Origin of the sequence: Pseudoalteromonas prydzensis, from assembly GCF_001661495.1 — a bacterium.
GTDB lineage: Bacteria > Pseudomonadota > Gammaproteobacteria > Enterobacterales > Alteromonadaceae > Pseudoalteromonas > Pseudoalteromonas prydzensis.
Genome location: NZ_BDDT01000013.1, coordinates 115,026 through 127,514, shown reverse-complemented (window position 1 = coordinate 127,514; position 12,489 = coordinate 115,026). Strand labels below are relative to the sequence as shown.

General features: G+C 42.3%; 8 protein-coding genes and 2 rRNA genes. 7 read left to right on the top strand and 3 right to left on the bottom strand.

Annotated features, from left to right (window positions below):
• The 3 genes from A7968_RS18445 to glsB all read left to right on the top strand — a co-directional run.
• A 23S ribosomal RNA gene (locus A7968_RS18445) occupies positions 1-188 on the top strand; the annotation flags it as partial.
• A 204-nt stretch (positions 189-392) separates the two neighbouring features.
• Positions 393-507 (top strand): 5S ribosomal RNA (gene rrf, locus A7968_RS18440).
• A 376-nt stretch (positions 508-883) separates the two neighbouring features.
• Complete coding sequence (gene glsB, locus A7968_RS18435; RefSeq protein ID WP_157586786.1) at positions 884-1,807, top strand: glutaminase B; 924 nt, start codon at positions 884-886, stop codon at positions 1,805-1,807.
• Positions 1,808-1,821: 14 nt separating this feature from the next.
• Here the strand turns inward: glsB and A7968_RS18430 are convergent, their stop codons facing one another.
• Positions 1,822-3,126, bottom strand: coding sequence for an inosine/guanosine kinase (locus tag A7968_RS18430; RefSeq protein WP_064668038.1), 1,305 nt, complete (start codon positions 3,124-3,126; stop codon positions 1,822-1,824).
• 179 nt (positions 3,127-3,305) lie between these two features.
• On the opposite strand from A7968_RS18430, the gene tadA reads away from it, so the two are divergent.
• Positions 3,306-3,809 (top strand): tRNA adenosine(34) deaminase TadA, encoded by a 504-nt coding sequence (tadA, locus tag A7968_RS18425; RefSeq protein WP_064668037.1) that lies wholly within the window; start codon positions 3,306-3,308, stop codon positions 3,807-3,809.
• Here tadA and A7968_RS23375 read toward each other — a convergent pair.
• Both A7968_RS23375 and mltF read right to left on the bottom strand, forming a co-directional pair.
• Positions 3,806-3,973, bottom strand: a complete 168-nt coding sequence (locus A7968_RS23375; protein WP_167542981.1) for a hypothetical protein — start codon at positions 3,971-3,973, stop codon at positions 3,806-3,808. The two genes, tadA and A7968_RS23375, sit on opposite strands and share 4 nt — an antisense overlap.
• A 134-nt stretch (positions 3,974-4,107) precedes the next feature.
• Positions 4,108-5,628: a membrane-bound lytic murein transglycosylase MltF gene (gene mltF, locus A7968_RS18420; RefSeq protein ID WP_064668036.1), complete on the bottom strand. Its 1,521-nt coding sequence runs from the start codon at positions 5,626-5,628 to the stop codon at positions 4,108-4,110.
• A 241-nt stretch (positions 5,629-5,869) separates the two neighbouring features.
• On the opposite strand from mltF, the gene purL reads away from it, so the two are divergent.
• The 3 genes from purL (at position 5,870) to A7968_RS18405 (ending at position 12,480) form a co-directional block, all read left to right on the top strand.
• Complete coding sequence (gene purL / locus A7968_RS18415) at positions 5,870-9,754, top strand: phosphoribosylformylglycinamidine synthase (RefSeq protein ID WP_064668035.1); 3,885 nt, start codon at positions 5,870-5,872, stop codon at positions 9,752-9,754.
• A gap of 109 nt (positions 9,755-9,863) precedes the next feature.
• Positions 9,864-12,305 carry an intermembrane phospholipid transport YdbH family protein gene (locus A7968_RS18410; protein WP_064668041.1) on the top strand — a complete coding sequence of 814 codons (2,442 nt, stop codon included), beginning with the start codon at positions 9,864-9,866 and terminating at the stop codon, positions 12,303-12,305.
• Positions 12,298-12,480 carry a YnbE family lipoprotein gene (locus A7968_RS18405; protein ID WP_064668034.1) on the top strand — a complete coding sequence of 61 codons (183 nt, stop codon included), beginning with the start codon at positions 12,298-12,300 and terminating at the stop codon, positions 12,478-12,480. The genes A7968_RS18410 and A7968_RS18405 overlap by 8 nt, the downstream gene beginning before the upstream one ends.
• The last annotated feature ends 9 nt before the right edge of the window (positions 12,481-12,489 follow it).

Sequence of the window (12,489 nt, the reverse complement as noted above, 5' to 3'; positions counted from 1 at the left end):
CGGTAGCTACGTTCGGAACTGATAAGCGCTGAAAGCATCTAAGCGCGAAGCAGGCCTCGAGATGAGTTCTCACTAGACTTTTAAAGTCTCTGAAGGGCCGTTGAAGACTACAACGTTGATAGGCAAGATGTGGAAGCATAGTGATATGTTAAGCTAACTTGTACTAATTACCCGTGAGGCTTAACCATACAACGCCAAACGCGTTTTATAATTTACGTCCATGTAAATTACTAAAGCCGCACTACGTGCGTTAAAATCTGTTCCAGAAAGATTTTTATGTGACTGTTTAAGCGCAGAAGTTAATATAACTAAAGTAGATTACTGAAGACTTTTTATTATCAGAAATTCCAAATTTTAGTAAGTTTGATTAAATCGAACTTACACCAAATTTGCTTGGTGACAATAGCGTTTTGGACCCACCTGACCCCATGCCGAACTCAGTAGTGAAACGAAACAGCGCCGATGATAGTGTAGCATTTGTTATGTGAAAGTAGGACATCGCCAGGCTCCAAATTAAAGAAACCCGTTACAGCGATGTGACGGGTTTTTTGTATTCTAAGCCGTCAGCCGTCAGCCGTCAGCCGTCAGCCGTCAGCTTTCAGTCGTACAGCGTCAACCTAGACACCGTAGCGGGGGTTGAGTATCTGACACCCACGGATAAAAGAACGCCACGAACTCCTCAGAGCGTAATCATACAGCTTGCCCTTTTAACTCTCCTGCGTTTTAATCTTGAAAAACCCGAAACCCGAAACCCGAAACCCGAAACCCGAAACCCGAAACCCGAAACCCGAAACCCGCAAAACTTTATCTACAAATGGCATCAACTGATCCCAACTATCGTGTTAGAATTTTGTTTTTATCAACATAGAGAGTGAGGACGATATTGGCTAACTCTGATTACCAACAAGTGTTAAATGAGATTGCGGCAGAAGTGCAGCCATTACTTTCTCAAGGTAAGGTGGCTGATTACATTCCTGCGCTGGCAGAAGTTGATGCAGACCAATTTTCAATTGCGATATATACCACTGATGGTCAGACTTTCTGTGCGGGCGATTGCTCTAAGCGCTTTACGATACAATCAGTATCTAAAGTAATGACACTAACACTTGCACTACAACGTTATGGTGATGAGCTGTGGCATCGTGTAGGTAAAGAGCCTTCTGGTACGGCGTTTAACTCGCTGACACAGCTTGAGTTTGAAAAAGGTGTACCACGTAATCCGTTTATAAATGCTGGCGCTATTGTGACCTGTGATGCGTTATACAGTCGTTTGTCAGCACCTATGCATTCAATGCTTGAAGCTTTTCGAACTTTGTCAGGTAATAAAACAATCGTGATTGATAAAAAAGTTGCCAATTCTGAATATGAATTTCGCCATCGTAATGCTGCTATGGGGCATTTGATGAAGTCGTTTGGCAATTTTCATAATGAAGTTGATGATGTGCTGTGGGCTTATTTTAATTTTTGTGCAATAGAGCTTAACTGTGTTGAATTAGCTAAAGCGTATAATTTTTTGGCGAATAAAGGTCTTTGCCATTTGAGTGATAAGCGAGTGCTTTCCAGCTTGCAAACTAAACAGTTAAACTCTTTGTTATTTACCAGTGGTTTATATGATGCTGCAGGTGATTTTGGTTACCGAGTGGGGATGCCGGGTAAATCAGGTGTGTCGGGCACCATTTTGGCTGTGCTACCAGGTAAATTTACCGTGGCGGTGTATTCGCCAGGGTTGAATTCATACGGTAATTCAGTGGCAGGAATAGCAGCCCTGGAGCTGCTATCTAAAAAGCTCGATATTTCTATCTTTTAATTGATAAGGTAAGTCTACTGTTCCCAGTAGACTTGTTCTAAGCAATCTTCACGCTCAGGTAAACCACGCGATAAGCGAGGTGAATGTTGTACTAATACTTCATAGCTTGCACGGTTGGCATATTTACTGATCTGTGCCAATGATGAATAGGTCATTGCAGGTTGTTGGTGTTTGGCCGAGTTACCCACATTGAGCTTGTGATAAACGTTGGCTGATAGGTCATGTAACACTGCTGCTAATGCACAATCACCGGCGCCATTGGTATTTTTAATTGAGTCAGGGCCACCCATGAAAGGGGCGGTGTGACTGTAAGCGCGGATTGGCATTTCGCAATCGGCTTTGCGCATAGCGCGAGAGAATTCATAGCGGTTAAAGTCAGCTATTGCACCAGGTAATAACGGGTATTCAGTTTCCCGTTTAAATTGCTCGTCAACAAAGCCTGCCATAAATAAGCCTTTTTCACCTGCTGTGCAGATCACTAAATCGACCCAATCTAGCGCTTTATCTGCAGCCAGTAGTGGATCTTCAAAACCTGTGATTGCTAGCCCTTCTTCTTCATTCATCGCTAAAATATCAACATGCTTAGCAACAAACTCTGCCCACCAGGTTGGATCTTGCTCGATTAGGAATTTAGTGCCAAGCGTTAATACTACTGGCACGTCAGCATCATTAGCATATTTGACCGCTTGCATAGTTGCTTCGGTCATCGTCTCAGAACCTTGTGTACGCATTAAGTAAGCGCTGATCACTAAAGCTGATGAGTTTTCTATTAGCTCTTTATCAATTGATTCAGGGCGTAAATGATTCATCAGCCCGGCGCTAATTGCAAAGGTACGTTCGCCGGTATCATCAATTAAAGTGAAGCAGCGGCCAATAGGGCCATCGACAGGTTGCAAATAATCTAAATCTACACGGCTGGAGGTGTTACATAAAAAGCGATAAGCGTAGCTACCAATTTTAATGTTTTCACTCATTACACCAAGTAGCACTGAGCGATCATCAGCAAGCACTGAATAATTGTGCATCGTGTTACCAATGGTGCCACCGGCAAACTCATAGTCGACCATATCGTTGAGTTTTAAGCGGTCATATAATGCATTGGTAATATCATTATCAATAACCTGCGACATACCTCTACGCAGCTGAAATTCATCAAGAAAAGCTTGATCAACTTTAGCTTCTATATCAACCACGATTTGATCGATCCCGGTAATATAGCTGCGCTGTAACCGATCACTGGCGTTAAGTTGATTTGTTAGTGGATCTTTGGCTTCCACTGGAAAATAATGTTTATGCCTGCGGCGTCCAGGAAATTTCATTTGCTACCCGTGTGTTGTGAGCTAAATAAAAAAAGCGGGAGATTATAGCGTATATCACCTAGGGTGAGCCATGTAAAAGCGGCTTTAATTTGGTTTATTTTTGTCACTAAGTACTATGTTTAGCGTTTTAATCGCCTAAGTGAGTATAATTAAACAATAATTAGTTAAAAGGTAAGTTGATGACCGAGCAATTTGACGATCAATATTGGATGGCAAAAGCACTTGAGTACGCCCACAAGGCTGAACAATTGGATGAAATTCCTGTGGGTGCAGTGCTAGTTAAAAATAATCAGTTGATTGCAGCTGGGTATAATCGTTCAATTACAGATAATGACCCTTCTGCTCACGCTGAGATGATAGCAATTCGCGAAGGTGGTAAGGCACTAAATAATTATCGCTTAATCGATTGTACGCTGTATGTCACGTTGGAGCCGTGCTCAATGTGTGCGGGTTTACTGGTACACAGTCGTATTAAGCGGCTAGTGTTTGGTGCTGCGGATGAAAAAACAGGTTCTGCGGGTTCAATAATGAATTTATTGCAAGATTCAAGGTTAAATCATCAAGTTGATGTAGAAGCTGGGGTATTAAGTGAATTATGTGGACAAACAATTTCAGACTTTTTTAAACGTCGCCGCCAAGAGATCAAAGCTAAAAAACAAGCGCAGCGCGACCTGAAGGCTTAACCTACAGGCGTAGCTGTACTTAATTCTGCCATTTGCTGCATCGCAAACATACGACGGCGCCAAATAACTTTTTTATGTAAATTACGCAGCATGATTCTGCGGCGTGTGGATGATGAATAAATCACGTTGCGTTTGAACGAATGAGTACGCCGACGTTTTAACATGGTTGCTCCTGAAAATGTGAGAGTGAGAAAAGATATAAGTTAATTATATACTTGATACTACACAGTAGTGATCATTTGATGACAAGTAAATAGATATTTTAGTTTGCGAGTACCTATCGCATTTAAAGTTATTTTTATTGTTCGCCGTTATCTTTTTTTGACGGTGACAGCTCATCTATACTGTCATCTTTTGTTGGGGAGAGCGTGGTTTGTATTGTGGCAGGCTTTTGATTTTTAATCTCAGCAGCTTGAGCCGCAGGTTGAGCTATTTGTTCAGCCTCATCGGGTTCCGTGGTCGGTGTGCTGATCGCATCATTTTCATCGAGCCATACCAGCGCGTCGTAATAACGGCGAATATTATCAACGTATTGCACCGCAACATCACCGCGTGAATAGCCATATTTGGTTTTTCGGTAGTATCTCTTTTTGATTAATAACGGCAGGCGTTTTTTTACATCGGCCCATTTATCAGGGCTTGCGCCTTGTTGCTCGGTGATTATCCGTGCGTCGTTCACATGACCCCAACCAATATTGTATGAAGCCAATGCCAGCCAAGTGCGATCCGGCTGTGGCACACGATCAGGAATACGCTTTTCTAGTTTCATTAAATATTCAGCGCCGCCTTTGATGTTCTGCTCTGGCGCTAAACGGTTAGTGACACCTACTTGCTTGGCTGTATCGAGAGTGAGCATCATAATACCACGTACGCCAGTTGGCGATTTTGCTCGTGGATTCCACATTGATTCTTGATAACTTAAAGCTGCAAGTAGTCGCCAATCTAGGCTACCAGCATATTGCTCAAACCAAGGTTGGTATTTTGGTAAGGTTTCTTTAATTGCTTCAATATAGGCAAGGGTATTTACGTAATTAAACTGACGTACATGACCAAAGTACTTTTCTTCAAGTACGTAAAGTTGGTTACTTTGTTTTACTTCACCGAAAAATGGCACCATTAGCGCATAGAGCGAATCATCGCCATCTTTACGAAGTAACCATGCGATAGGGTCGTTGCGTGTGACTGAAAAGCCGATGCTTAGATTAGGGTGATAACGACGAAATAAAGATAGTGTATGGGAGTCTGCTAGGGTGTAATCAATTTCGCCATCGATCACTGCTTGTAATAGCTCTTCTTCATCTAAATCTTCTGTTTCGTGCCAAGTTAAATCAGGGTGAGTTTGCTTTAGCTGTTGTAGGGCTAGTGAGTGACTACTTTTGGCCAATACGGTGAGATTATCTGTTAGATCATCAAAATCACGTGGTCTAACTCTACCTTGTTTATAAACCAACTTTTGACTAATAGTGCGGTAAGTCGGACCAAATCGATAATTTTGTGCTCGGGCTTTATTATAAGTTAGGCCAGATGCAATTAAGTCTAAATCACCGTTGTCTAAACGTGAAAACATATCGGATAAGTTAAAAAACGGCACCATTTCAAGCTCAACACCTAAGTGATCGGCAAACTCTTGCGCTAGCTCATATTCAAAACCTTGCTCGCCTTGCACCGCTTGATAATAATTACTCGCGCCAGCTAAAGTACCTACTCTTATTTTATTTTGAGCTTTAATATGACTCAGTTGAGATTGTTGTTGCTGCATATCGCAGGCACATAAAAGCATTACTAACGTAATGATTGTTATTAGCTTTTGTTTAAACATACTGCGCCCCTTGAATGCTACTACTCCCTTATATCAAAACTTTTCGACGCCGTCACTTGGCGATTGGTTTTAAGTGTTGCTTTGTCACGACAACTTAAGCCACTGTAAACAGCAAACATCTTAGCTAACTGTTGGCTTTAAACAATTTTAATTCCCCCCCGATCCTGTATTTCCGAGTTACTTGAGTATATAATACGCGCCTAAAATATCGTTCAATCCCTAACCCCGGATGAAAATACCTATGTTGATCCTTCGTGGTGCACCAGCACTTTCCGATTTTAGAGTTCAGAAAATTTTAGCCCGTTGCCAACAGGCGCAACTTCCAGTTACTAACGTATACGCTGAGTATGCGCACTTTGCTGATTTAACAGCACAGCTGTCAAGTGACGAGCAAACTAAGCTTGAGAAGTTACTTACCTATGGTCCAACGATTGCCGAACATACACCTGCAGGCACTTTAGTGTTAGTAACGCCACGCCCTGGCACTATTTCACCATGGGCTTCAAAGGCGACGGATATTGCTCATAACTGTGGCTTAGCACAAGTGCACCGTGTAGAGCGTGGTATTGCTTACTACGTTGAAGGTGACTTAAGCGCCGAGCAATTAACTGAAGTTGCCGCTTTATTACATGACCGTATGACCGAAGCGACACACAGCACAATGGACGATGCTGGCAAGTTATTCCGCACTGACGCTCCAGGCAAAATGTCATCTGTTGATATTTTAGGTGGTGGTCGAGAAGCTCTCGCTACAGCAAACGTTGAGCAAGGCTTTGCACTGGCGGATGACGAAATTGATTACTTGGTAGAAAACTTCCAAAAGTTAGGGCGCAACCCGAACGACATCGAATTATTTATGTTTGCACAAGCAAACTCTGAACATTGTCGCCATAAAATCTTTAATGCTGATTGGACAATTGACGGAATTGAACAGCCTAAATCTCTGTTCAAAATGATAAAAAATACCTATGAGCTAAACCCTGAGAATGTGTTATCAGCTTATAAAGATAACGCAGCGGTAATGAAAGGCTCTAAAGCAGGTCGTTTCTTCCCAAATGCTGAAGGCGAATACGCTTATCATCAAGAGAACATTGAAATCCTGATGAAAGTTGAAACCCATAATCACCCAACTGCAATTGCGCCATTCTCTGGTGCGGCAACCGGTTCTGGTGGTGAAATTCGTGATGAAGGTGCAACGGGCCGTGGCTCTAAGCCAAAAGCGGGTTTAGTTGGTTTTACTGTATCGAATCTACGTATTCCAGGCTACGAGCAACCATGGGAAACTGATTTTGGAAAACCAGGCCGTATTGTTAACGCACTTGATATTATGATCGATGGCCCACTAGGCGGCGCAGCATTTAACAATGAGTTTGGTCGTCCTAACTTGTTAGGCTATTTCCGTACTTATGAAGAACAAGTAAATAGTCATAATGGTGTTGAAGTTCGTGGTTACCATAAGCCGATCATGCTTGCCGGTGGCTTAGGTAATATTCGTACAGACCATGTGCAAAAGGGTGATATCCCAGTTGGTGCTAAGCTGATTGCCTTAGGTGGTCCTGCAATGAACATTGGTTTAGGTGGCGGCGCCGCTTCATCAATGGCATCGGGTCAATCAAATGAAGATTTAGATTTTGCTTCGGTACAACGTGAGAACCCTGAAATGGAACGTCGTTGCCAGGAAGTAATCGATAAATGTTGGCAGTTAGGTGATGCTAACCCAATCGCGTTTATCCACGATGTGGGTGCGGGTGGTTTATCAAATGCTTTCCCTGAGCTTGTTAATGATGGTGGTCGTGGTGGTAAATTCCAACTGCGCGATATTCCTAACGATGAACCAGGTATGGCGCCTCATGAGATTTGGTGTAACGAATCACAAGAGCGTTATGTACTTGCAGTCGCCGTAGAAGATTTTGACCGCTTTGAAGCAATTTGTAAGCGTGAGCGTGCGCAATATGCGGTAATTGGTGAAGCTACAGAAGAGCGCCACTTAACAGTTGCTGATAGCCATTTTGATAATAACCCAGTTGATTTACCTCTGGATGTATTATTAGGTAAAGCACCGAAAATGCACCGCGAAGCGTATTCTTTAAAAGCTAATAGCGACGCGCTAGATACAACAAAAATTGATATCGCAGAAGCTGCAGAGCGTTTATTACGTTTGCCTACAATCGCTGAAAAAACCTTCTTGATCACCATTGGTGACCGCTCTGTAACCGGTTTAGTTGCGCGCGACCAAATGGTTGGTCCTTGGCAGGTGCCAGTTGCTAACTGTGCAGTAACAGCTGCAACTTATGATACTTACCATGGTGAAGCAATGTCACTGGGTGAACGTACGCCTGCGGCACTACTGAATTATGGTGCTTCTGCTCGTTTAGCTGTGGCTGAGTCGTTAACTAATATTGCCTGTGCAAATATTGGCGGCTTAGAAAACATTAAGTTATCAGCTAACTGGATGGCAGCAGCGGGTCACCCAGGTGAAGATGCTGGTCTTTACGAAGCGGTTAAAGCCGTTGGTGAAGAGCTTTGTCCTGCATTAGGTTTAACAGTTCCAGTGGGTAAAGACTCTATGTCGATGAAAACCCAATGGGATGAAAATGGCGAACAGAAATCTGTTACTGCACCGCTTTCATTAATCATCACTGCATTTGGCCGAGTTGAAGATGTGCGCAAAACGGTTACCCCTCAGTTACGTACAGATAAAGGTGAAACATCACTGATCTTGGTTGATTTAGGTGCTGGCAAAAACCGTATGGGTGCATCAAGCTTAGCGCAAGTTTATAAGCAGCTAGGTGATGTAACCCCTGATGTTGATAGCCCTGAATTACTAAAAGGCTTCTACAACGCGATGCAAGCGTTAGTTGCTGATAACAAGTTACTCGCTTATCACGACCGTTCAGATGGTGGTTTGTTCACTGCAGTTGCTGAAATGGCTTTTGCAGGTCATACCGGTGTAACCATTGACCTTGATGGTTTGACAGGTTCTGACATCGAAGTACTTTATAACGAAGAGCTTGGCGCTGTAATTCAAGTTGCTAATAGCGATTTAGACGCTGTAAACGCTGTGTTTGCTGAGCACGGTATTGCAGCAATTAGCCATGCAATTGGTACATTAAACAGTGATGACGCTGTTGTATTTAATCGTGCAGGTAACACTGTTCTTAGCAATACACGTACTGAGCTGCGTACTATTTGGGCTGAAACTACGTACCAAATGCAAGCACGTCGTGATAACCCTGATTGTGCTAAGCAAGAGTTTGATGCCAAGTTTGATGCTAAAGACCCTGGTCTGAACGTTAAACTAAACTTCGACTTAAACGAAGATGTGGCTGCACCTTATATTGCAACTGGCGCTAAGCCTAAAATGGCAATCTTGCGTGAGCAAGGTGTTAACTCACACCTTGAAATGGCGGCAGCATTTAACCGTGCTGGCTTTGCTGCGGTTGATGTACACATGAGCGATATTCTTGAAGGACGCTTAAGCCTTGAAGAGTTTAAAGGCTTAGTGGCATGTGGTGGCTTCTCTTACGGTGACGTATTAGGTGCTGGTGAAGGTTGGGCTAAATCAATCTTGTTCAATGATATGGCACGTGATCAGTTCCAAAGCTTCTTTGAGCGTCAAGACTCATTCAGTTTAGGTGTGTGTAACGGCTGTCAGATGTTATCAACATTAAAAGAGTTGATCCCTGGTACTGAGCATTGGCCACGTTTTGTTACGAACAAGTCTGAGCGTTTTGAAGCACGCTTTAGCTTAGTTGAAGTACAAGAAAACCCATCTGTATTCTTCAACGGAATGGCGGGATCTCGTATGCCTATCGCTGTATCTCACGGTGAAGGTCATGCTGAGTTTGCAAATGATGCAGCAGTGAAAGCAGCGCTTGAGTCAGGTACTGTAGCGGTTAAGTTTGTTGATAACTACGGTAATCCGACAACACAATACCCTGCTAACCCGAACGGCTCGCCAGAAGGTATCACAGGTATAACGTCAGCTGATGGTCGTGCTACTGTAATGATGCCACACCCTGAACGTGTATTCCGTGCGGTTGCTAACTCTTGGCACCCAGATGAGTGGCGTGAAGATAGCCCATGGATGCGTATGTTCCGTAACGCACGTAAAAATGTCGGTTAAACTTCATTTATACACACTGGATTCATGATCTAGTTGTAAAATAAAAGGCTGCAATGTGCAGCCTTTTTTGTTTATGCTGGTCAAAGGTCAAAATTATTTTAAGGATGATATGTTTAAACGTGTAGCTTGGGGGTTATTAATTCTATTGCTAAGTGTACTTACACTTGGTTATGTTTTTCGCATGCCGATCACTTTGCATTTTGTGGCTCCTTCTTTACAGAATTCAGGTGTTGAACTGCATTGTTTGGATTGGTCGCTAACGAGCAATCTAGATCTGCATGTAGAGCGTGCGTGTATTGGTTACCAAGGTCAACAACTAGAACTTGCAGATATTACCGTTAATACCAAACAGGTAATTATCAACCGTGCCAACCTTAGGTTAGTTACACCTGCTGCATCAGCTGAATCATCTAAGGCAAAAAAATTAGCATTAACACTGATTGAAAGCAGGCCACTTTTGACGGTAAAGCGACTAGTGATTTCACATTCGCAATTAGCAAAGCCACTGGCTATTAGTGTCCATGAAGCCAATATAAATCAATTTGATGTTAGTGGCGATATAACGGCTAGCGCGTCGCTATTTACAAATCGCGTAACCGGGCAAGTAAAACTTGATGATGAGCTAGTTAGTAAAATGATGCATATTGCTCAGTTGAGTATGAATAGCCAAAATCATTTTAGTTTTGATGGTTTGAGTTTAGCGCTTGATTCACAGATTGATGCTCAATACATCGCTGAGCTTGAAAACTGCGCAATTACATTACAGGTCAACGGTAATGTGAGTAGCCAGTATGACTTAAACTCTCAGCGGTTAACTTTGGCTGCGCAGCAATTAACAAGCTCACTTGACGCACAAGCGCACTGTTTGCAGCAAATTGCACAATTAACAGCAGATACAAAGCAACAGCAATTTATTGCCAAGCAAATACCACTTCATTGGCAACTGCAATTACCAGCACATATAGTATGGCAGGATAATAGCCTACAACTAGATACCGTTAATCTTGTTGCTGCTACAAGCGAGTTAAGAGTAAATAACCTCAATGTAAATATTAATGATTTGCCCAACAGCTTAAAAGCTGGGCTTGCTTTTTCGCTGCAAAATGATGACATTAAAAAGTTTAGTTTAACCACTCATGTGGCTAATCATGACGCTGTAGGCACGTATCAATTAGATTTAGTGCAGTTGCCTGACTTTATAGCCGTGGATGCAAAAAACCTAGCCAGTAACGGCGAATTTACTGTAAAAGACTTTTTGACTGCGGCGCATGGGCGACTGTCTGCAAAGTTAGCAATTGGTAAGCTGGCTGTTGATGAGCTAACGGTAAACAAGTATCAAGGAACATTAACAGCAAAAATTAATGAGCAACGTTATACAACCGCAGCACTTGTAAGCCAAGTTGATACAATTAATGTCAGTGAGTATAAATTAACGCAATTAAAAAATAACTTGAATGCTTCTGGCGACCTAGGGGCGGGGGAACTGTTTATTGATATAACCAGTGAAACTAGTTTAGCAGCACTACAAAGTGAGTTAATTGATCTTAACAATATCAAGGTAAGCTCTCGAGGCATGCAAAGCCGTGCATTAGAAGCTTCACACCAAGTGATGATTGATGATATTGAAGTGTTTGTTGCACATCATATGAGCAGCACTGAGCACCCTGTTGAAGTGATTATTCCTGAACAATCGCTATCGCGATTTAATCCTGTCTTACATCAGTTTGCTCCACTTGCGACATTTACGGACGGCACTGTTTCAGCACAGCTTAAAGGGGATGTTAATTTACTCGCTGCTGATATAACTTTGCAGTTAAATGGTGTAAATGGTTTATATAACGATTACCTGATCAATGGCTTTAATAGTCAATTAGCAGGGCGCTATGATTCAGGCCAGCTTAATGTTAAGCAAACTAAATTTAATATCAATGAACTACGTGCCGGTGCGATTGTTGAAAATATAACGGGGCTTTTGCAACTGCAAAATAATGAACCCGTGCTCAGCGCTGTTAATGGCGATGTGATGGGCGGCAGTTTTATACTCGATAAGTACCGAGTAACAGAGCAAGCTCAGCAAGCACTGCTTACATTTAAAAATATTGATGCCAGTAAGGTAATCTCCCTTGATGAAAAATCAGGGATAAGTTTAACCGGGCGAGTAGCGGGAACATTACCTGTGTATTTTAATCAGTCAGGTATTGAGGTAAAAGATGGCCAGCTTACAAATCAAGGAGCGGCCAAGCTACTTATCACCAATAATGCTGCTTTTGATGCAGTTAAAGCCCAGCAACAAGAATTAGGCCCTATATTAGGACTGCTTGAAGATTTAGATATTCAGAGTATTAAAAGTAGTGTTAATTTAAAGCCTGATGGTTGGATGACTTTAGGTGTTAATTTACAAGGTTATAATAAACCGCAGGCGCAGCAAGTTAACTTTAACTACAATCATGAAGAAAATGTGTTTACGCTATTACGAGCATTACGCTTAAGTGATGAAATTACGCAAAAAGTTGAACAACAGTATTCAACAGAAGGAAGTAATAATGACTAAATGGTTAGTGATATTAACAGTATTGGGATTACTCAGTGCATGCACACATCGTGTTGAGGTGGCAGCAAAAGAGCCGATCACGATTAACTTGAATGTGAAAGTTGATCATGAGATCCGTGTAAAAGTTGACAAAGAACTCGACAATTTATTTAGTGATGATAGCGAATTATTCTAAGGAACCATT

Bases quoted from the DNA above. Each gene is read 5' to 3' on its own strand.
- A7968_RS18430 (WP_064668038.1), bottom strand. From the start codon at position 3,126: ATGAAATTTCCTGGACGCCGCAGGCATAAACATTATTTTCCAGTGGAA.
- tadA (WP_064668037.1), top strand. From the start codon at position 3,306: ATGACCGAGCAATTTGACGATCAATATTGGATGGCAAAAGCACTTGAG.
- A7968_RS23375 (WP_167542981.1), bottom strand. From the start codon at position 3,973: ATGTTAAAACGTCGGCGTACTCATTCGTTCAAACGCAACGTGATTTAT.
- mltF (WP_064668036.1), bottom strand. From the start codon at position 5,628: ATGTTTAAACAAAAGCTAATAACAATCATTACGTTAGTAATGCTTTTA.
- purL (WP_064668035.1), top strand. From the start codon at position 5,870: ATGTTGATCCTTCGTGGTGCACCAGCACTTTCCGATTTTAGAGTTCAG.
- A7968_RS18410 (WP_064668041.1), top strand. From the start codon at position 9,864: ATGTTTAAACGTGTAGCTTGGGGGTTATTAATTCTATTGCTAAGTGTA.
- A7968_RS18405 (WP_064668034.1), top strand. From the start codon at position 12,298: ATGACTAAATGGTTAGTGATATTAACAGTATTGGGATTACTCAGTGCA.